Below are 19,560 nucleotides of genomic sequence, written 5' to 3' on the forward strand. Positions count from 1 at the left end.
TGTCAATTTCAAACCGAACCGTTCGGTTCGATCAGATCGCCGCCCAAAGAATCGAGTTCGTCATGGCCAATCCGACCAGCAGCGCCAAAGTCCGTCCCGTGGACGAAGAGTTCAAAGCCGAGCCCGCAGCAGAGGCTCCGCGCGCGCCCGCAGCGCCCGTCCAGGCCGCCGACGCGCCGCCGCAGAAGCCCAGGTCGAAGGGCGGGGTCAAGAAAGTTGTGCTGTCCATGCTGCTGCTGGCCGGTCTCGCCGGCGGGGCCTATTACGGCCACGAATGGTGGATCGATGGACGGTTCATGGTGTCGACCGACGACGCCTATATCGGAGGCGACATCACCAACATCGCCTCCAAAGTGTCCGGCTACGTCGCCCGTGTCGACGTCATCGCCAATCAGAGGGTGAACAAGGGCGATCCGCTGGTCACCCTCGATTCCGGTGACTATCGCATCGCCGTTGAACAGGCGGACGCAGCGATCGCGACGCAGAAGCTGGCGCTGCATCGTTTCGATGCGCAGATCGAAGCGGCTCGCGCCTCCCTGTCCCAAGCCGAGGCCTCGAAGACGGCCTTGCAGGCGACGTTGCGCGGCGCCGAGATCACCGAACAGCGCGCCAGCAAACTCGCGGCCAACAATGCCGGCACGGTCGCCGATCTCGACAACGCCCAGGTTGCGCTCGATCAGGCCAAGGCCAATCTGGTGGGCGCGGATTCCGCCATCGCCTCGGCCAAGGCCAATATCGCCGTCGTCACCGCGCAGAAGGCGGAAGCCGAAAGCCAGATCCGCACTCTCGAATTGTCGAAGGACAAGGCAGCCCGCGATCTCGGCTTCACCGTGATCAAGGCGCCCTTCGACGGCGTCGCCGGCAACATCGCCGTGCAGGACGGCGATTTCATCTCGGCGGGTCAGAAGCTCGCCGCTCTGGTTCCGGTCACCGAGCTTTACGTCGACGCCAATTTCAAGGAAACGCAGTTGGCCGGCATCCACCCGGGCGCCGATGTGACGCTCGAAGTCGACGCGCTCGGCGGCGAGACGCTGCATGGCGAGGTTGTGTCGATTTCCCCCGCCTCCGGCTCGGTGTTCTCGCTGCTGCCGCCCGAAAATGCGACCGGCAATTTCACCAAGGTGATTCAGCGCGTGCCGGTTCGCATTCGGCTGCCGAAGGACGCTCTTGAGAGCGGCCATCTGCGGGCGGGTCTCAGCGTCGTCGCCGAAGTCGACAGCCGCACCGGCGATCCGGCTCGGCACCTGAAATAAGCGCAATTCCCGCAGTCTGGTTCAAAGCGTCGCGCCCGGGCGACGGACAGGAGGCCCGCCATGGCGGCCACGACAAGCAGCATGGCGGGAGCGCCTGCCCAACAGATGGATACGCGGCGGCTGATCGCCTTCTTCGCCATGGTCTTCGGCATGTTCATGTCGATCCTGGACATCCAGATCGTCTCGGCGTCTCTCTCGGAAATTCAGGCCGGGCTGAGCGCCAGCAACGACGAGATCGCCTGGGTGCAGACCTCCTATCTGATCGCGGAAGTGATCATGATCCCGCTGTCCGGCACCTTGGCGCGGGTGTTGTCGACGCGAGTGCTGTTCTCCGTGTCCGCGGCAGGTTTTACCATCGCTTCGGCGCTGGCCGCCACCGCCTCCAATATCGACCAGATGATCGTCTATCGCGCGATCCAGGGCTTCATCGGCGGCGGCATGATTCCCTCGGTGTTCGCCGCGGCCTTCACCATCTTCCCGCCGTCCAAACGCGCGGTCGTCTCGCCAATCATCGGTCTGGTGGCGACGCTCGCGCCGACGATCGGGCCGACGGTGGGCGGCTATCTCACCAGCATCTTTTCCTGGCACTGGCTGTTCCTGGTCAATGTCATCCCGGGCGTCATCGTGGCGATCACCACCTGGATGTTCATCGATTTCGACAAGCCCGATCATTCGCTGATGAAGAAATTCGACTGGACCGGCCTCGCCGCCATGGCGGTGTTTCTCGGATCGATGGAATATGTTCTCGAGGAAGGAAACGCCAAGGGCTGGTTCGACGACGAGCACATCATCATGGGCACGGTCGCTCTGGCCGCCGGCGCGCTGGTGTTTTTCTGGAGGGCCTTCACCGCGCCGTTCCCGATCGTCGATCTCAAGGCCTTCAAGGACCGGAATTTCGCCTTCGGCTCGATGTTCTCCTTCATCATGGGCATCGGGCTCTATGGTCTGACCTATCTCTACCCGCAATATCTCGGTCATATCAGGGGATATGACTCGCTGATGATCGGCGAGACGATGTTCGTGTCGGGTCTGGCGATGTTCTGCACCGCGCCGATCGCCGGCATCATGTCCAGCAAGCTCGATCCGCGCGTGATGATGATGGTCGGTTTCGGCGGGTTTGCGCTGTCCAACTACATGATGGCGCATCTGACGGCGGATTGGGATTTTTATGAGCTGCTCGTGCCGCAGATCCTGCGCGGCTTCTCGCTGATGTTCGCCATGGTGCCGATCAACAACGTCGCCTTGGGAACCCTGCCGCCGAACCGCATCGCCAATGCGTCGGGGCTCTACAACCTCACCCGCAATCTCGGCGGCGCGGTGGGGCTCGCGGTCATCAATACGCTGATCACACAGCAGAACAAGGTCCACTACGGGCAACTGGCCGAACATGTGAACCCGGCCAATCCCGAGGCCGTGTCGATGATCGCCAATCTCACCGCCAAATATGACGGGGCCGGCATGGACGGCTCGGCGATCGCCGTTCAGAAGGTGGTGGGCATGGTCAACCAGCAGGCCTATGTGATGTCCTTCATCGACATCTTCATGCTGTTGGCGCTGTTGTTCTCCGCACTCGTGGTGCTGGCGATGACGCTGAAGAAGCCGCGCGCCGCTCCGGCCGCCGGCGGCGGCGGGCATTGACGCTCTTCGGGCGCTCAGCCTATGCCGTTGAGCGCCAGGACTGCGTTTTCGGGCTCGAGGCTTTCATATTCGACGCCGTCGCCGAAGCCGAGCGTCAGGATCGCCTCGCCGCCGTCATTGGTCAGCGCCACGGTGCCGTCGCCATTGTCGGTCCAGTTACGGGCCGTGGCGAGGCCGGGCCAAACCTGCTCGCAATCGGCGCTCGCCTGAACCTGTCTCGAGCGGGAACTGAGCAGTTTGCCGCGGGTGACGATGCAGACGGCTCCATTTTCCATGTTGGAGACGGTGAACTCCTTGTTGTCCGGCCTGGCGACCGATGCGGATGTCACGGGGTCGATCCTGGCCGCGCCCTCCTGGGCCGGCAGATAGACATATCCCGCAGCGATGATGGCCGCTGTGACCGCGAACATGCGAAGCATGGCTTGCTCCTTCTTCCGACGAAATTTTAGAAATTCCGCAGACGAGAATGCGCGGCAAACCTTACCCGAGCGTTAACGATTAATATTTATGGTGAATCAAGCCTTAATCGAGCAGGGCCCGGCATTCCGGAACCGGCGTGACAGGGGCTTTGTCACCAAGGAAGGCGATGAGATTGTCGGCGACGAGGTCGGCCATGGCGTTGCGGGTGATCACCGAAGCCGAGGCGACATGCGGCAAGAGCGAGACGTTGTCGAACTCCAGGAGTTCGACTGGAACGTTCGGCTCGTCGTCGAACACGTCGAGGCCGGCGCCGGCGATCTCCTTGGCTCGCAGCGCTTCGATCAGATCTTGTTCGCTGACGGTCCAGCCGCGGCCGACATTGATCAGCACGCCGTCGGGGCCGAGCGCTCGCAAAATCTGCCGGTTGATGGTGCGATGCGTGTCCGGCGTCTTCGGCACGATGGCGATCAGCGTGTCCACGGTTTCGGCCAGCGCTTCCAAAGTGGGAAGGTAGTCGTAGGAAACGCCAGGCTTGGGGCTGCGGGTGTGGTAGCTGATCTTGACGTTGAAGGGCTCCAGCCTCCTGGCGATCTGCTGGCCGATGCGTCCGAGGCCATAGAGGCCGACATGGCGGCCGCGCAAGGACAATGGCGAAAGGCGGAACGCGCCTTCTTTCACCCAGCGGCCGGCGCGGAGATAATTCTCCGCCTGCGGCAGGAGACGGATCGTGTTGATCAGAAGACCGATCGTGGTGTCGGCCACCTCTTCGTCCAGCACTTCGGGCGTATTGGACACCATCACGCCCTTGCCGGCGCCATAGGCGGCGTCGACGCCGTCATAGCCGACGCCGAAATTGGCGACCATCTTCAGATTGGGCAGGGCGTCGAACAGCGGCGGCTTGAAATCGTTGAAGGTGGTCGCGCCGGAGACGGTTTCCGCCATTTCGGGCGTCACGTCTTCCGGCCGCGCGCTCGGCAGCTCGAGGAGACGAAAATGCGGCGCGAGCCGTTCGCGGAAACGGGGATGGGCGCGGCCGACCATCAGCACGGTTTTCATGAGCGTCACCTTTATTTGCGAGGTTTCATCGGCCCCGTTGACTGACGGATGCGCATTTCGGGCTTGATCAGATGCAGTCCGTCCGGCTCGTGGCTGCCGGCGAGACGATCGAGAAGGGCGCGGGCGGCCAGTCGTCCGACTTCGGACTGGCCGTTCCACACGGTGGTCAGCGCGGGCGTGGCGATCGAGGCCTCTTCGAGGTCGTCATAGCCGGTCACGGAAATGTCGACCCCGGAAATCAGACCGGCGCGAGCGACGCCGTTCATCAGGCCGATGGCGACGAGATCGTTCCAGCAGACGGCGGCGGTCGGCTTGAGCGGATGAGAGAGAAAATTCACCGCCGCCTCGAAACCGCCCTGCCGGGTGCGGGGACCGGGAATGCGCAACTCCGGAAGCACGGCGATATCGGCCTTGCGCAGGGCATTGACATAGCCCTGGTAGCGATCGCGGCCGGTCGAGGTCTGGTCGGTGCCGCCGACCATGGCGATGACGCGGTGGCCGAGCGAAATGAGATGGTTGGTGGCGAGCGAAATGCCGTAGCTGTCGTCGCCGCGGAAGGCGGGCAGATTGACGTCCTCGATCGTGCGGGCCACCAGAATGACCGGCATGCCGTTTTCCTCGGCCAGTTCGAGATCGATCTTCGGCGTGCCGATGGCGGGCGACATGATGATGCCGTCGCCGCCGAGCTGCAGCATGGTTTCGATGAAATTCCGCTGTTTCTCGACGGAATCGTAGTGATTTGACAGAATGAAGGTGTGCTGGCTGCGGTCGAGTTCGCTTTCGATCGCCTTGAGGATTTCGGCGTAGAACGGGTTCATGATGTCATGAACGATTACCCCGATGATGCCGGAGCGGGACGTGCGCAAGCTGGCGGCGCGTCTGTTGTAGATGTAGCCGAGCGCGCGCGCCTGATCCTTGATCTTCTCGCGCGTCGAAGCGGCGACCAGCGGACTGTCGCGCAGCGCCAGCGACACGGTGGCGGTCGATACGCCGAGCGTCTCGGCGATCGTCGACAGTTTTATCTTCTGAGCCATGCGTCCTCCCAGGAGGTCGGCCGCCCGAACGCGCCGCCAGACGCGCATGCAGGGCTGCATAATCCTCCTAAATCGTTTGAGGTATCACATAGCCGACGCGCCGCAAGGTCGACGACGGAGAAAAGCGAAGCATTATTCACCGAAACCGTCGCCCTTGTCGTTTTCCTGGCCGAGATTGCCGTTGATCTTTCTGAGAAGCTTGCAGAATTGGCGGATTTCCTTGTCGCTGAAGCCGGTCAGGGCGAAGGCTTCGGTCGCCTTGACCGCATAGGAAATCGCGCCGACTTGCCTGCGTCCGAGATCGGTCAACGCTGCGCGCATCTGCCGGCCGTCGCTCTCGTCGGCGACCCGCTTGATGAAGCCTTGCGCTTCCATGCGCGACAGCGTGCGCGTCATGGTCGGCGGTTTGACGCCGAGTTCGGCGGCGATCGCGCCCGCGGTCATCGTTTCCTGCGACGACAGCGCCAGGATCACGCCGTCCTGGCCGGCATAGAGGCCGCTCGCGGACAGCGAACGCGTCAGGAAGGTGCGCATGGAGCGGGCGGCTTTGGTGAGTTCGGGCTGTAGCGTCCCCGGCTCGTATTTCTCCTTGGGCTTATCCTTGTCTTCGGACTTATCCTTCTTGGCCTGTTTGTCCTTCTTGGCCATGCCCCGCCCCGCCCTAGGATTTTCTGCTTTCCGTCTGTATGACGTATGGCGATTGGCAAAGGCAAGGAAAAGATGAGCAATATGCCGGGACCGCCGCCCGGCGGCTGGAGCGACCGCATCGCCATCCTGCCGCTCGGGGCGCATGAATATCACGGGCCGCATCTGCCGCTTCAGACGGATGCGGTGATCGTGGAAGGGATGGCTGCGCGTCTCGAGGCGGCGCTCGGAGCGCGCGACGTGATCCTGCTGCCGGTGGAGCCGGTCGGCTACTCGCCGGAGCATCTCGATCGGCCGGGGACACGAAGCCTCGGCTACCAGGAGGCCATCGAACGCTGGCTCGGCATGGCCGCGACGCTGCGCGGGCAGGGCGTGGGACGCCTGATGCTGCTCAATGCGCATGGCGGCAATTCGCCTCTTCTGTCGATCGTCGCCATGGAGGCGCGCCTGCGTTTCGGCATGCTCTGCATCGCCACCAGCTGGACGCGCTTCGGCATACCGGCCGCCATCGTCCCACCGGAGAGGAAGGCCTTCGACATTCATGGCGGCGAGATTGAGACATCGGTGATGCTGGCGCTCAGGCCCGATCTGGTCGAACGCGAGAAATGCACGAACTTTGCGTCCCGCCAGGCGGATTTCGCGCGGAATTTTACCCATTTACGCGCTTACGGGCCGCATGCCTTCGGATGGATGATGCGCGATCTCAACGATGAGGGCGCGGCCGGCGATGCGCGACTGGCCACCAGTGAGAAAGGCGAGGCGCTTTTGACCCATGCCGTCTCGGGGCTCGTGGAGCTGGTGGACGACATGGCGAGGTTCGACCTCAACTTGTTCTCGCCGGGCGGACGAGGCGGCTGAGCCGCCTCGATCCGGACCTCAAGCGGCGCGGCGGACCGCTCGGGTGGTGGACGCGCTCAGGCGGAATCGCTCCAGCAATTCATGCAGATGGCGGCTCTGTTCGGAGAGCGACATGCTGGCTGCGGTGGTTTCCTCGACCATGGCGGCGTTCTGCTGGGTCATCTGGTCCATGTGATTGACCGAGCTGTTGATTTCCTGCAGCGCAGAGGCCTGTTCCTGTGTCGCCTTGGAGATGGTCTCGATGTGGTCGTTGACGCGGTTCACCAGGCCTTCGATCTCCACAAGCGCCTCGCCTGTCGAGCGGACCAAGCCGACGCCGGTGGAGACTTCCGTCTCCGACTGGTTGATCAGCGCCTTGATTTCCTTGGCGGCGTTGGCGGAGCGTTGGGCGAGTTCGCGCACCTCCTGCGCCACGACCGCGAAACCCTTGCCGGCGTCGCCGGCGCGAGCGGCTTCGACGCCGGCGTTCAGAGCGAGCAGGTTGGTCTGGAAGGCGATCTCGTCGATGACGCCGATGATCTGGCTGATCTTTCCGGAGGATTCCTCGATGCGGCTCATCGCCGAGACGGCGTCGCGGACGATCGCGCCCGATTTGCCGGCGCTCTGTTTGGTTTCCACCATCATCGAGGTCACTTCATGGGCGCGCTGCGAGGTGCTGCGCACGGTGGCGGTGATCTCGTCGAGGGCTGCTGCTGCTTCTTCCAGCGAAGCGGCCTGCTGCTCGGTGCGGCGGGAGAGATCGTTGGCGGCGGCGCTCAGTTCGCGGGTGTTGTCGTTGATGGTCGAGCCGGAGAGGCGGATGCGTTCGATCGTCGAGGCGAGCGTCTCCATGGTCGCGTTAACATTGTTCTGCAATTCGGCGAAGGCGCCGCGGAACTCGCCCTGCATGGTCTGGGTGAGGTCGGCATCCGCCAGCGCGCCGATCACCCGGCGCATCGCGCCGACGCCCTTGTCGACCGTGCCGACCAGTTCGTTGACGCTCGAGGCGAAGCGATTGAGGTCGGGATTGTCGTAATCCTTGGAAATACGCAGCGAGAAATCGCCGTTGACCGCGGCGGCGACCACGCCGCTGATCGTGTTCTGCAGCTCGGCGCTCTTGGCGTGCAGCGCCTGTTCCTGCGCTTCCAGCTGCCGCATGGCGATGCTGTTCTTGCGGAAGATCTCCATGGCGCGGGCCATTTCGCCGATTTCGTCCTGGCGGGCCGTGCTGTCGACTTCGCCGGAGAGATCGCCGCCGGCAAGCCGGCTCATCGCGCCGGTCAGCGCCTTGATCGGCTTGGAGATGCCGTTGCGGGCAATGTAGGAGCTGACGCCGCCGCCGATGATCACGCAGAAGGCGGCGACGCCGATCTGGATCCAGATGGCGAGATCGGCTTCAGCGAGCGCGTCGGCGCGGGCCGTCGCCAGGCTTTCGCCGGAGGATTTGCTGTAGATCTTGACGGCGGCGGTGACGGCTTTCTGCGCGTCGAGCGCCTTGCCGAGCGCAGCCTTCAGGCTCTCGGCGTCGCCGCCGTCCTGAGCCGTCTTCACCATGGCGCGGATCTGATCAAAATAGGCCAGCAGCGCGGCCTCTACGTCGCCTAGCATCTTCTTCTCTTCGGCGTTCGCCACCTGTTCGATCTTCGGAAGCCGCTCCAGCATTTCGCCGGCGCGCTTTTCCGTCTCGGCGGCGAAGTCCACGGCCTTTTCGGGAGCTGCGGCCAATTGATAGGTCATGCGGCTGATGGCGATGATGTCGACGCGAAGATCCATCGCTTCGCGAGCCATTTCCTCGCGGGCGCCCACCGAGGCCAGCGTGCCGCCGATGTCGCGCATGCCCAGGATGCCGACGCCGGCGATTGCGAGGGAGGCGACGGCCATGAAGATCATCACGAGGCCAATTTTCATCTGGATCGGCAGATTTTGCAGCATAGGGGTCCTCTTCCTCCGAGGCTGGGGCAGGGTCCCGTCCGTTGTGCGGCGCAAAAGTGAATATAAAGTAATATAAATCACATGAGAATTTAGGCAAAAATTGACAGGTCGCGCCGCGGGCCTCATCCAGGCGCAGCTACGAAAAAGAGCGGCGGCAGGGATTTGCGCTCGCCCGGCATCTCTCCTATATAGAGCGCCGACGATATATTATTACATTCCGCGAGGAAGTCCCATGACCGAAGCCCAGACCGCCAAGCCCATCCCCGTCACCGTGCTCACCGGTTATCTCGGCGCCGGCAAGACGACGCTGCTCAACCGTATTCTCACCGAAAACCACGGCAAGCGCTACGCCGTCATCGTCAACGAATTCGGCGAGATCGGCATCGACAACGACCTGATCGTCGAGTCGGACGAAGAAATCTACGAAATGAACAATGGCTGCATCTGCTGCACGGTGCGCGGCGACCTGATCCGCGTGGTGGAAGGCCTGATGCGCCGTCCCGGCCGTTTCGACGCGATCATCGTCGAGACCACGGGGCTCGCCGATCCGGTGCCGGTGGCGCAAACCTTCTTCATGGACGAAGATGTGCGCTCCAAGACCCAGCTCGACGCCGTCGTGGCGCTCGTGGACGCCAAGCATCTGCCGCTGCGCCTGAAAGACAGCCGCGAAGCCGAAGACCAGCTGGCCTTCGCTGATGTCGTGCTGCTCAACAAGACCGATCTCGTCACGCCCGAAGAGCTCGCCAATATCGAGGCGGTGATCCGCGTCATCAATCCCTCGGCCCGGATCTATCGCACCGAACGCTCCAATGTCGATCTGTCCAAGATCCTCGATCAGGGCGCTTTCGACCTGGAACGGGCGCTCGAAAACGATCCGCATTTCCTGGAGCACGGCCATGAGGACCATGTCTGCGGTCCGGATTGCGATCACGACCACGGACATGACCACCATCATCACGACCATGACCATGACCATGATCACCACCATCACCATGATCACGGCCACGACCATGGACACGACCATCACCATCATGCGCCGTCCGCCATCCATGATGTGACGGTGCAGTCGATCTCGCTGCGCGGCGGCGAGATGAATCCGAAGAAGTTCTTTCCCTGGATCGAAAAGATCACCCAGGTGCAGGGTCCGAACATTCTGCGCCTCAAGGGCATCATCGCATTCGATCAGGACGACGAGCGCTATGTGGTGCAGGGCGTGCACATGATCATCGAGGGCAATCACCAGCGCGCCTGGAAGGACGGCGAAAAGCGCGAAAGCCGTCTCGTCTTCATCGGCCGCGAACTCGACCGCAAGAAGATCGAGGAAAGCTTCAAGGCCTGTGAGGCCGCCTGATGCCCACAGTTGCGCCGCTCGATCTGGAAGGCCACGTCTACGGGGCCTTCTTCCTTGGCGATACGCCTTTTTTCGCCGCGTCTTCAGGTGAAATCCACCGTCTCGAGAATGGCCATAAGGTCTCCGAGGCTCATCATGGCCTGTTGACCGCCGTCGTCGATCCCGCCACAAAATCGCTGATTACCGGCGGTGAAGACGGCAAGGTGCAGCGCATCGCAGCCGACGGGTCGGTGACGCAGGTGGCCGAAGCGCCGCGTAAATGGATCAACGCCGTGGCGGCTGGCCCGTCCGGCGCGGTCGGTTTTGCGCATGGCAAGACGGCGGTGGTGATCACTTCCGACGGCAAGAGTCGGGAGTTCACCGAACAGCGGACCATCGAGCATCTGGCGTTTGCGCCGAAGGGCCTGCGCATCGGCGTTGCCCGCTATAATGGCGTCACGCTGCATTGGGCGGGCACCAATGGCGCGCCGGTCGATCTGGAATGGAAGGGCGCACACACCTTCGTGACCTTTTCGCCCGATGGCCGCTTCCTCGTCACAGCCATGCAGGAAAGCGCGCTGCATGGCTGGAAGCTCGACGTCAAGCCGAACGAAGAGACCCGCCATATGCGCATGAGCGGCTATCCCGGCAAGGTGAAGTCGCTGTCCTGGTCGCCCAAGGGCAAATGGCTTGCTTCATCAGGCGCGCCGGCGGCAATCGTCTGGCCGTTCTCGTCCAAGGACGGGCCTATGGGCAAGGCGCCGCTGGAGCTCGGCACGCGCGCCAATATCATGGTGACCTCGGTGGCCTTCCATCCCAACGAGGAGGTTTTGGCCATCGGTTTCATCGACGGCATGATCCTCGGCGTGCGCCTGGCCGATGAAAAGGAAGCGCTGCTGCGCCGTCCGGGCAAGGGCGGCATTTCCGGCATGAGCTGGTCGCAAAGCGGCAAGCTGCTGGCTTTCTCGTCGGACGCCGGCGATTGCGGCGTGGTCGACATCTCGGTCTGAGCCTGATGACCGTGCCGGCCGAATATGCCCATGCAGACAGGGATTTCGAGCGCTTCATGACCGCGCTTCTCGATCTCACCACTCTGGAAACGCGTCACCGCGCCTATGCGGTGACGCGCGCCGTGCTGCATGTGTTTCGGGCGCATCTGTCGGTTCATGACGCGCTGGTTTTCGCCGATGCTCTGCCCGCAGTGCTTCGAGCGATCTTCGTCGAGAATTGGCGTCCGCCGGCAGAGGTCCCGCCGTTTCCAGACCGCGCGGCGCTGGCGCGCGAAGTCCGCGCCAACAGACGCGACCACAACCTCGCCGATGACGACAGTATCCGTTTGGTCGCCCGCGCATTGCGCGCCAGTCTGGATCAAATCACTCTTGATCGCGCGCTTTCACGGCTGCCCCATCAGGCGCGAGACTATTGGGCTGCTTAACCATTGGCCCGTAAATCATGCGGCTTCGGCCTTTTCCCTGTACATTTGCCCTCAATCAGCCTATGAACGCGCCAATTCCGATTTGCGGCGCAGCAAATGGCGTCGCGCGACTTCCAGGGCTTTGGGCCCGCCGGTCGCAACAGCATCCGAAAGACATGGAATGACAGATATACAAGCTCTTGAGCCGGCGCTCGCCGTCGCGCTCGAAAAACGCGGCTATTCCGAACTGACCCCTGTGCAGAAAGCCGTGCTCGCGCCCGAACTCGAAGGCCGCGATGCGCTGGTCTCGGCGCAGACCGGCTCCGGCAAGACGGTGGCCTTCGGCCTGGCGCTCGCCCCGACGCTCTTGGCCGGCAAGGCTCGTTTCGACCGCGCCGACGCGCCTTTCGCGCTGGCGATCGCGCCGACCCGTGAACTTGCGCTGCAGGTCGCCCGCGAACTCGAATGGCTTTACGCAGAGGCCGGCGCGCAGATCGCCACCTGCGTCGGCGGCATGGACATGCGCAACGAACGGCGCGCGCTCGATCGTGGCGCCCATATCGTGGTCGGCACGCCCGGCCGTCTGCGCGACCACATCACCCGCAATTCGCTCGATCTTTCGGCCATCCGCGCCGTGGTGCTCGACGAAGCCGACGAGATGCTCGACCTCGGTTTCCGCGAAGATTTGGAGTTCATTCTCGAATCCTCGCCCGAAGAACGTCGGACGCTGATGTTTTCGGCGACCGTGTCCAAGCCGATCGCCAAGCTGGCCGAAAGCTATCAGCGCGACGCGATCCGCATCGCCACCGCCTCCGAACAGAAGCAGCATGTCGATATCGACTATCGCGCGCTGGTCTGCGCTCCGGCTGATCGCGACAACGCCATCGTCAACGTGCTGCGCTATTACGAAGCGCCGAACGCCATCGTGTTCTGCAACACCCGCGCCGCCGTCAATCACCTGACGGCGCGGCTGCACAATCGCGGCTTCACCGTGGTGGCGCTGTCGGGCGAACTCAGCCAGAACGAACGCAGCCACGCATTGCAATCGATGCGCGACGGGCGCGCCCGCGTCTGCATCGCAACGGATGTCGCCGCCCGCGGCATCGACCTGCCCAATCTCGAACTGGTCATTCACGCCGATCTGCCGACCAATCCGGAAACGCTGCTGCACCGTTCAGGCCGCACCGGTCGCGCCGGCCGCAAGGGCGTGAGCGCAGTCATCGTGCCGACCAGCGCCCGCCGCAAAGCCGAGCGCGTGCTGCAGGCCGCCACCGTTCGCGCCACCTGGGCTTCGCCGCCCTCGGCCGACGAGGTGAACGCCCGCGACGACGAGCGGCTGATGGCCGACGACATGCTGACGCGGATCGCCGACGAGGACGAGATCGACATCGGCGCACGCCTGATCGAGACGCATGGCGCGGCCCAGGTGGCCGCCGCCTTCCTCAGGCTCTATCGCGCCGGCCGCTCCGCGCCGGAAGAATTGGTCGATATCGGCCAGGTGTTCGACGGCGGCGCCAATCGCCGTCCGCCGCGTGACGGCGATCGGCCGGCTGGACGCGAAGACCCGGCGCCGCGCCGCCGCGAGGATTTCGGCCCCAGCGCCTGGGTGTCGCTGTCGGTCGGCCGTAAGCAGAACGCCGAGCCGCGCTGGCTCATTCCCGTCCTTTGCCGCAACGGCGACATCACCCGCCACGACATCGGCGCGATCAAGATGCAGCAGGACGAAACCTTCGTGCAGATCTCCAACGACAGCCTCGAGCATTTCCTCGCGGCGATCGGTCCCAACAAGACGCTCGAGCGCGGCATGCGCCTGAGGCTCGTCGAGGGCGAACCGGATTTGCGTCCGACGCGCAGCGCGCCTCGTTTCGATGGCGATCGCAAGCCGCAGGGCGAGCGCAAGTCCTATGGCGACCGCAAGCCGCAGGAGCGCGGCGATGAGCGTCCCCGCAGCGACGATCGCAACACCTCCTGGGAAAAGCCGCAGCGCGAAAAGCCGGCCGGTCGCCGCGCCGATGCGACAGCCGATGATTTCGGCGGCGCGCCGAAGAAGAAGTTCGGCCGGAAGCCGGAATATGCCGGCGATCGCTCCGCCTATCAGGATCGGCCGCCGGCCGACCGCCCGGGCAAGGATTGGGGCAAGCCGTCCAAGCCTGCTCGCGCCGGCGATGAAAAGCCCAAGCGCAAGAAGAAAAGCAACGGCTGACGCCTGATTGCCTGACGTCTATTCGACGCGCTCCCTCATGCGGGGAGCGCGTTTTGCTTTGGTCAGGCCAGTTGAAGATGCGGCGCGCCGTCCGACGTCTTCTCCACCGTCCTACCATCCGGTCCCAGCGTGCAGACGACGCGTTTTCGAAAAACATCGAAACTTTCGAACTTCGACACATTGACCGGTTCGTCGAAATCGAAGGCGACCCTGACGACGTCGTCCGATCCGTTCATCCGCTGCAGCGACACGACCCTGCCCCGAAACGGTTTGCCGAGATAGAGGCCGGAGGCGTGGTCGCCGACCTGCAGGCGCGGCGGCGGCCTATTGCCGAGCCGGGCGTGCAGCGTGTTCCAGTCGCGAAAGCCGTATTGGGCGGCGATCAGTTCCAGTGATTTCGAATGGGTGACGGGGAACCCTGGCTGGCCAGCGCGTCGCGCAGGCGGCGGGCCTGGGCCTTGATGTCCTCCATAGAGGGTAGGCGGGATGTCTCGCTCATGGCGGTCCTCATGGCGGCGTTTCCTGACTGCTTGGGACCCGCATTGCCAAGGCGAAACGCCTCATTGGGAACGATGAAAGAGATCGCGCCGGAAACTTCACCATGTCTTGAGATTGCGGGCGGCAGGGGTTTCCATCCCTTGACGTCCCGCTAAGCGCTTTTGCGGTGAAAGTCAAATCCTCGGCAATCCGCCTCCTGCGGAATAGCTCGGGCCTGCCCCGATCAGGCCGCAGGCGGCGGACAGGTGGATTCGCGCAAGACGAGTTCCACCGGCCAGATCTCGTGATGGTTCGTCACGTCGCGGCCGGCGAGCATCTGCAGGATGATGTCGCCAATTCTGACGCCGGCTTCCCGCATCGAGGACCGTGTGGTCGATACAGTCGGCACCATATTGTCGGCGTTGATATAGTTGAACACGTCGTCATGGGCGATCAGCGACAGGTCGCGACCGAGTTGAAGGCCGGCGGACCGCACTGCGCGCATGACGCCGAGCGCGCTCATCATCGAACCGGCCAGCACCGCCGTCGGCGGCTCTGGCAGCGCGAGGAAATCCTGCATGGCGCGATAGCCGATATCGTCGGTGAACAGGCCGTTGACCACCAGCATGTCCGGCGCCTGCAGGCCGCGTTCCTTCATGGCGCGGCGGTAGCCCTGTTCGCGATGTTCGGCGAAGACGTCCCCCTTGGCGCCGTTGATCAGGCCGATGCGCTTGTGGCCGATATCGAGCAGATAGCCGGTCGCCCGATACATGGCGCCGAGATTGTCGATGTCGAGCCAGGGATAGCCGCCGTCCTCGTCGCCACGTCCATGGACGATGAAGGGCATGTTGAGCTCTTTGAGAAACTGCATGCGTTCGTCGTCCAGCGTCGGCGTGTGGAGAATGACCGCATCGACGCGCTTGGAGGCGGCGAGCCGTCGATAGGCGGCAAGCTCGGCCTGCCGGTCCTCGACGACGGTGATCAGGATGTCGATCTGACGGGTTTCGAGCCGGCTGCCGAGTCCGGCCATGAATTCGGTGGTGTTCGGGTCGAAGCCGAGGCCTTCGCGCATGACGATGCCGACAGCGCCTGCCCGGCCCGTGGCGAGGCCCGCCGCCGAGCGATTGGGGTGATAGCCGAGCTCCTGGGCCAGCCGAAGGATCCTCTCGCGCGTTTCGAGCTTGACTTCGGGATAACCTGAAAGCGCGCGGCTGACGGTGGTCTGGCTCATGCCGATGGATTTGGCGAACTCTTTCAAGTTCATGGTGGCCTCCTCGGATTGCCGGCGCCGGGTTCACACCGCGCATGGCGACCCTCAATCGCCATGTCGGCGCCGCACTTTCAAAAATCCTACGACAGGCGCTTGATAATTGAAAGCGCCATCAATTGTTTTTTATCCGTGTTGTCAAAGCAGCTTTCCGGCAGCGAGGAGGGCAGTCGTCCGAATAAATCGGACTATTTCCTCCTGTTGTTGATATAAAACACTTATTGCCGGTATGACGTCCTATGATCGCCCATCGCGCGTAAAATCTTGCCGCTGCGCCCTTGACACTCAACCCTTAAAGACGCTTTAATCATTTAAAGCGCTTTCAATATCTGGGCTCCAGATGTTCGAAAGAGTGAGGATGAACGCTTGCAGGGGGACGGCAGGCGAAGGCCGCGCCCTTAATTTATCCGATCCAGGGAGGATTGCCGAATGAAGAAGATCTTTTTGATGTCCGTGGCCGCTATGGCCCTGATGGCCAGCGCCGCGAGCGCCGCCGATCTCAAGTTCAAGCCGGGTGAAGACAAGCGCTTCAACTGGGCGAGCTTCGAGGAATTCAAGGCCGCGCATGGCGACGTGAAGGGCCAGACGCTGACGATTTTCGGACCGTGGCGCGGTGAAGACGAGACGCTGGTCAAGTCGATGCTCGCCTATTTCGAGGACGCGACCGGAGCGACCGTCAACTATTCCTCCTCTGAAAACTACGAGCAGCAGATCGTCATCGACACGCAGGCCGGCAGCCCGCCGAATATCGCGGTTCTGCCGCAGCCGGGTCTTCTCGCCGACCTCGCCTCCAAGGGCTTTCTGGTCGATCTCGGCGGCGACGCCGCCAAGTGGATGACCGAGAATTACGCCGCCGGCGATTCCTGGGTCAAGCTCGGCAGCTACAAGGGCAAGGACGGCGCAGACCATTTCTACGCCTTCCCCTACAAGGCCGACCTGAAGTCGCTGGTCTGGTATTCGCCGGACAATTTCGAGGACGCGGGCTATGAAGTGCCCAAGACCATGGAAGAGCTGAAGGCGCTGACCGAGAAGATCGCCGCCGACGGCCACAAGCCCTGGTGCATCGGGCTAGGTTCCGGCGGGGCCACCGGCTGGCCGGCGACCGACTGGGTCGAAGACATGATGCTGCGCACGCAGAAACCCGAGGTCTACGACCAGTGGGTCACCAACCAGATTCCGTTCAACGATCCGGCCGTGGTCGGCGCGATCGATGAATTCGGCTGGTTCGCCCGCAACGACGCCTATGTCGACGGCGGCGCCAAGGCCGTGGCTTCCACCGATTTCCGCGACAGCCCGAAGGGCATGTTCTCCTCGCCGCCCAAGTGCTACCTGCACCGCCAGGCGTCGTTCATTCCGTCCTTCTTCCCGGAAGGCACGAAGCTCGGCCAGGATGCGGATTTCTTCTACCTGCCGCCCTACGCCTCCAAGCCCGATCTCGGCAACCCGGTGCTCGGCGCCGGCACGCTGGTGGCGATCACCAAGGATTCGCCTGTCGCTCGCGCCTTCATCGCCTGGCTGCAGACGCCGATCGCCCATGAAGTGTGGATGGCGCAATCGGGCTTCCTGACGCCGTTCAAGAAGGTCAATCCGGACGCCTATTCGAACGAACCTTCGAAAAAGATGGGTGAAATCCTGACCAACGCCACGACCTTTCGCTTCGACGGTTCCGACCTGATGCCGGGCAAGATCGGCGCCGGCGCCTTCTGGACCGGCATGGTGGACTACGCCGGCGGCAAGTCGGCCGAAGATGTCGGCGGGGAAATCCAGAAAGCCTGGGACGCGCTGAAGTAAATCTTCCGGTCGGCAAAATCGGAGTGAGGCTGCAGCTTTCGCGGCCTCACCACATCTTCTTCAGAACAGAAGTCATATCGCGATCTTCAGGGGAGGGGCTCAGCGATGGAGCAGTTGCTTTACGCCATAGTGACGATGATCGCGGGGGTGGCGGGCTGCGCCGCCTATTTCTTCCTGTCGAATTTCCTGCTCGATCTCGCGCTGCCGTCGCGGGGATCAATGCCGCGGCGGCGGCCCGCAATATGCGCCGCGCCGCCTTGATCAGACCCTGGCTGTTTCTGGGGCCTGCGCTGATCGCGCTGACGCTCTATCTGATCTACCCCGTCATCGAATCCGTCCGGCTGTCCTTCCATGGCAAGGACGGCCAGCAATTCGTCGGTTTGTACAATTACATCTGGATGTTTGGCGATACGCAGTTCCGCGAATCGATCTTCAACAATTTCCTCTGGCTGCTTGTGGTGCCGGCGCTGGCCACGTTCTTCGGCCTGGTGATCGCGGTGCTGACCGACCGCATCTGGTGGGGCAACATCGCCAAGTCGCTGATCTTCATGCCGATGGCGATCTCCTTCGTCGGCGCGGCGGTGATCTGGAAATTCGTCTATGACTATCGCGACGCCGGCTCCGAGCAGATCGGCATTCTCAACGCCTTCATCGTGTGGCTCGGTTTTCAGCCGCAGGCCTGGATCACCATTCCTTTCTGGAACAACTTCTTCCTGATGGCGATCCTGATCTGGATCCAGACCGGCTTCGCCATGGTCATCCTGTCGGCGGCGCTGCGCGGCATTCCCGACGAAACGATCGAGGCGGCGGTGATCGACGGCGCCAACGGTTTCCAGATCTTCTTCAAGATCATGGTGCCGCAGATATGGGGCACCATCGCGGTGGTCTGGACCACCATCACCATTCTCGTGCTGAAGGTGTTCGACATCGTGCTCGCCATGACCAACGGTCAGTGGCAGACGCAGGTGCTCGCCAATCTCATGTTCGACTGGATGTTCCGCGGCGGCGGCGATTTCGGCCGCGGCGCGGCGATCGCCATCGTCATCATGGCGCTGGTCATCCCGATCATGATCTGGAATATCCGCAATGCGCGGGCCGAGATGGAGGGCCGCTGATGTATGCGAGCAAGAAATCCCCGCTGATCTGGGTCGTTCATCTCTCGGTCCTGCTCATCGTCGCATTATGGACGCTGCCGACTGCGGGCCTGTTCATCTCGTCGTTCCGCGACAAGAACCAGTTGGCCGTATCGGGCTGGTGGACGGCGTTGTCGACTTCGCGCCAGAATATCGTCTATCGCGCGCCCTCGCCGGAAGAGCAGGTCGAACGCGACGGCGCCTTCGTCATCACAGGCAATGCGCTGGAAGAGCGCGGCGGCACGGTGGTCGCCTGGGGCGTGAGCACGCAGCAGCCCGAAGCCTATAAGCCCGGCGACAGCGCCGAGTTGCGTGACGGCTCCAAGATGTCGGTGAAGGATGACGGCTCCTTCGAGATCGTCTCGCCCACCCGTATGGAAGGGTCGCGCGGTCAGCGTTTCGTCGTGGTCAGCGAGACGCCGCCGCGGTTTACGCTCGACAATTACCGCGAAGTGCTGACCTCCGCCGGCATCGGCTCGTCCTTCATCAATTCGCTGACGGTGGCGATCCCCTCGACGGTCATCCCGATCCTCGTGGCGGCCTTCGCGGCCTATGCGCTGGCTTGGATGAAGTTTCCCGGCCGCTCGATCCTCGTTGCCGTGGTGGTGGGCTTGCTGGTGGTGCCGCTGCAGATGTCGCTCATCCCACTGCTCAAATTCTATAACGGCGTCGGCGCTTTCTTCGGCGTGCCGTCCAAGACCTATCTCGGCATCTGGCTCGCCCATATGGGGTTCGGCCTGCCGCTCGCCGTTTATCTGCTGCGCAACTATATGGCCGGCCTGCCCAAGGAAATCATGGAATCCGCCCGCGTCGACGGCGCCTCGGACTTCGAGATCTTCGTCAAGATCGTGCTGCCGCTGTCTTTCCCGGCGCTCGCCTCCTTTTCGATCTTCCAATTCCTCTGGACCTGGAACGATCTTCTGGTCGCCATGGTGTTTCTGGGCACCGGCAATGACGAACTGGTGCTGACGGGCCGGCTGGTCAACCTGCTCGGTTCGCGCGGCGGCAATTGGGAAATCCTCACCGCCTCGGCCTTCATCACCATCATCGTGCCGCTTCTGGTGTTCTTCACCCTGCAGCGCTTCCTGGTGCGCGGCCTGCTCGCCGGTTCGGTGAAGGGCGGCTGACGA

General features: G+C 63.0%; 15 protein-coding genes and 2 pseudogenes. 10 read left to right on the top strand and 7 right to left on the bottom strand.

What is annotated here, in order from left to right:
- Nucleotides 1-62: 62 nt before the first annotated feature.
- Together H2O14_RS14825 and H2O14_RS14830 are read left to right on the top strand one after the other, a co-directional pair.
- Nucleotides 63-1,253, top strand: coding sequence for an HlyD family secretion protein (locus H2O14_RS14825; RefSeq protein ID WP_182828260.1), 1,191 nt, complete (start codon nt 63-65; stop codon nt 1,251-1,253).
- Nucleotides 1,254-1,313: 60 nt separating this feature from the next.
- The gene (locus tag H2O14_RS14830) at nt 1,314-2,891 is read left to right on the top strand and encodes a DHA2 family efflux MFS transporter permease subunit (protein WP_182828261.1); all 1,578 of its coding nucleotides are present in this window, start codon (nt 1,314-1,316) and stop codon (nt 2,889-2,891) included.
- Between the two features lie 14 nt (nt 2,892-2,905).
- Here H2O14_RS14830 and H2O14_RS14835 read toward each other — a convergent pair whose 3' ends face one another.
- From H2O14_RS14835 to H2O14_RS14850, 4 genes are all read right to left on the bottom strand, one after another.
- Entirely contained in the window at nt 2,906-3,310 is a 405-nt protein-coding gene (locus tag H2O14_RS14835; protein ID WP_182828262.1) for a hypothetical protein, read from the bottom strand.
- A 103-nt stretch (nt 3,311-3,413) separates the two neighbouring features.
- Nucleotides 3,414-4,367: a 2-hydroxyacid dehydrogenase gene (locus H2O14_RS14840; protein WP_182828263.1), complete on the bottom strand. Its 954-nt coding sequence runs from the start codon at nt 4,365-4,367 to the stop codon at nt 3,414-3,416.
- A gap of 11 nt (nt 4,368-4,378) precedes the next feature.
- Complete coding sequence (locus tag H2O14_RS14845) at nt 4,379-5,401, bottom strand: LacI family DNA-binding transcriptional regulator (RefSeq protein ID WP_182828264.1); 1,023 nt, start codon at nt 5,399-5,401, stop codon at nt 4,379-4,381.
- Between the two features lie 132 nt (nt 5,402-5,533).
- Complete coding sequence (locus tag H2O14_RS14850) at nt 5,534-6,049, bottom strand: MarR family winged helix-turn-helix transcriptional regulator (RefSeq protein WP_182828265.1); 516 nt, start codon at nt 6,047-6,049, stop codon at nt 5,534-5,536.
- Between the two features lie 72 nt (nt 6,050-6,121).
- Here H2O14_RS14850 and H2O14_RS14855 point away from each other — a divergent pair, with 72 nt between their 5' ends.
- Complete coding sequence (locus H2O14_RS14855) at nt 6,122-6,904, top strand: creatininase family protein (protein ID WP_182828266.1); 783 nt, start codon at nt 6,122-6,124, stop codon at nt 6,902-6,904.
- 18 nt (nt 6,905-6,922) lie between these two features.
- Here H2O14_RS14855 and H2O14_RS14860 read toward each other — a convergent pair whose 3' ends face one another.
- Nucleotides 6,923-8,815, bottom strand: a complete 1,893-nt coding sequence (locus tag H2O14_RS14860; RefSeq protein ID WP_246697399.1) for a methyl-accepting chemotaxis protein — start codon at nt 8,813-8,815, stop codon at nt 6,923-6,925.
- 232 nt (nt 8,816-9,047) lie between these two features.
- Here H2O14_RS14860 and H2O14_RS14865 point away from each other — a divergent pair, with 232 nt between their 5' ends.
- The 4 genes from H2O14_RS14865 to H2O14_RS14880 all read left to right on the top strand — a co-directional run bounded on the left by H2O14_RS14865 (nt 9,048) and on the right by H2O14_RS14880 (nt 13,762).
- Entirely contained in the window at nt 9,048-10,166 is a 1,119-nt protein-coding gene (locus H2O14_RS14865; protein ID WP_182828267.1) for a GTP-binding protein, read from the top strand.
- Nucleotides 10,166-11,155: a WD40 repeat domain-containing protein gene (locus H2O14_RS14870; RefSeq protein WP_182828268.1), complete on the top strand. Its 990-nt coding sequence runs from the start codon at nt 10,166-10,168 to the stop codon at nt 11,153-11,155. The genes H2O14_RS14865 and H2O14_RS14870 overlap by 1 nt, the downstream gene beginning before the upstream one ends.
- On the top strand, nt 11,128-11,580 hold the full coding sequence (locus tag H2O14_RS14875) for a DUF2267 domain-containing protein (RefSeq protein ID WP_246697400.1): 453 nt from the start codon (nt 11,128-11,130) through the stop codon (nt 11,578-11,580). Before H2O14_RS14870 ends, H2O14_RS14875 begins: the two co-directional genes overlap by 28 nt.
- Nucleotides 11,581-11,740: 160 nt before the next feature.
- Nucleotides 11,741-13,762 (top strand): DEAD/DEAH box helicase, encoded by a 2,022-nt coding sequence (locus tag H2O14_RS14880; protein WP_182828269.1) that lies wholly within the window; start codon nt 11,741-11,743, stop codon nt 13,760-13,762.
- A 62-nt stretch (nt 13,763-13,824) separates the two neighbouring features.
- Here H2O14_RS14880 and H2O14_RS14885 read toward each other — a convergent pair.
- Both H2O14_RS14885 and H2O14_RS14890 read right to left on the bottom strand, forming a co-directional pair.
- Nucleotides 13,825-14,261, bottom strand: a pseudogene (locus tag H2O14_RS14885) (glyoxalase superfamily protein).
- Between the two features lie 222 nt (nt 14,262-14,483).
- Complete coding sequence (locus tag H2O14_RS14890; protein ID WP_182828270.1) at nt 14,484-15,503, bottom strand: LacI family DNA-binding transcriptional regulator; 1,020 nt, start codon at nt 15,501-15,503, stop codon at nt 14,484-14,486.
- Between the two features lie 432 nt (nt 15,504-15,935).
- On the opposite strand from H2O14_RS14890, the gene H2O14_RS14895 reads away from it, so the two are divergent.
- From H2O14_RS14895 to H2O14_RS14905, 3 genes and pseudogenes are all read left to right on the top strand, one after another.
- Nucleotides 15,936-17,297, top strand: a complete 1,362-nt coding sequence (locus tag H2O14_RS14895) for an ABC transporter substrate-binding protein (protein WP_182828271.1) — start codon at nt 15,936-15,938, stop codon at nt 17,295-17,297.
- Nucleotides 17,298-17,402: 105 nt separating this feature from the next.
- Nucleotides 17,403-18,412, top strand: a pseudogene (locus H2O14_RS14900) (carbohydrate ABC transporter permease).
- Complete coding sequence (locus H2O14_RS14905) at nt 18,412-19,557, top strand: carbohydrate ABC transporter permease (RefSeq protein ID WP_182828272.1); 1,146 nt, start codon at nt 18,412-18,414, stop codon at nt 19,555-19,557. Before H2O14_RS14900 ends, H2O14_RS14905 begins: the two are co-directional and overlap by 1 nt.
- Nucleotides 19,558-19,560 lie beyond the last annotated feature (3 nt).

Origin of the sequence: Rhizobium sp. G21 (assembly GCF_014158035.1) — a bacterium.
Lineage (GTDB): Bacteria > Pseudomonadota > Alphaproteobacteria > Rhizobiales > Rhizobiaceae > Rhizobium_E.

What these genes read in the sequence shown, in the direction of transcription:
- H2O14_RS14825 (WP_182828260.1), top strand. Translation starts at nt 63, where the DNA reads ATGGCCAATCCGACCAGCAGCGCCAAAGTCCGTCCCGTGGACGAAGAG.
- H2O14_RS14830 (WP_182828261.1), top strand. Translation starts at nt 1,314, where the DNA reads ATGGCGGCCACGACAAGCAGCATGGCGGGAGCGCCTGCCCAACAGATG.
- H2O14_RS14835 (WP_182828262.1), bottom strand. Translation starts at nt 3,310, where the DNA reads ATGCTTCGCATGTTCGCGGTCACAGCGGCCATCATCGCTGCGGGATAT.
- H2O14_RS14840 (WP_182828263.1), bottom strand. Translation starts at nt 4,367, where the DNA reads ATGAAAACCGTGCTGATGGTCGGCCGCGCCCATCCCCGTTTCCGCGAA.
- H2O14_RS14845 (WP_182828264.1), bottom strand. Translation starts at nt 5,401, where the DNA reads ATGGCTCAGAAGATAAAACTGTCGACGATCGCCGAGACGCTCGGCGTA.
- H2O14_RS14850 (WP_182828265.1), bottom strand. Translation starts at nt 6,049, where the DNA reads ATGGCCAAGAAGGACAAACAGGCCAAGAAGGATAAGTCCGAAGACAAG.
- H2O14_RS14855 (WP_182828266.1), top strand. Translation starts at nt 6,122, where the DNA reads ATGAGCAATATGCCGGGACCGCCGCCCGGCGGCTGGAGCGACCGCATC.
- H2O14_RS14860 (WP_246697399.1), bottom strand. Translation starts at nt 8,815, where the DNA reads ATGCTGCAAAATCTGCCGATCCAGATGAAAATTGGCCTCGTGATGATC.
- H2O14_RS14865 (WP_182828267.1), top strand. Translation starts at nt 9,048, where the DNA reads ATGACCGAAGCCCAGACCGCCAAGCCCATCCCCGTCACCGTGCTCACC.
- H2O14_RS14870 (WP_182828268.1), top strand. Translation starts at nt 10,166, where the DNA reads ATGCCCACAGTTGCGCCGCTCGATCTGGAAGGCCACGTCTACGGGGCC.
- H2O14_RS14880 (WP_182828269.1), top strand. Translation starts at nt 11,741, where the DNA reads ATGACAGATATACAAGCTCTTGAGCCGGCGCTCGCCGTCGCGCTCGAA.
- H2O14_RS14890 (WP_182828270.1), bottom strand. Translation starts at nt 15,503, where the DNA reads ATGAACTTGAAAGAGTTCGCCAAATCCATCGGCATGAGCCAGACCACC.
- H2O14_RS14895 (WP_182828271.1), top strand. Translation starts at nt 15,936, where the DNA reads ATGAAGAAGATCTTTTTGATGTCCGTGGCCGCTATGGCCCTGATGGCC.
- H2O14_RS14905 (WP_182828272.1), top strand. Translation starts at nt 18,412, where the DNA reads ATGTATGCGAGCAAGAAATCCCCGCTGATCTGGGTCGTTCATCTCTCG.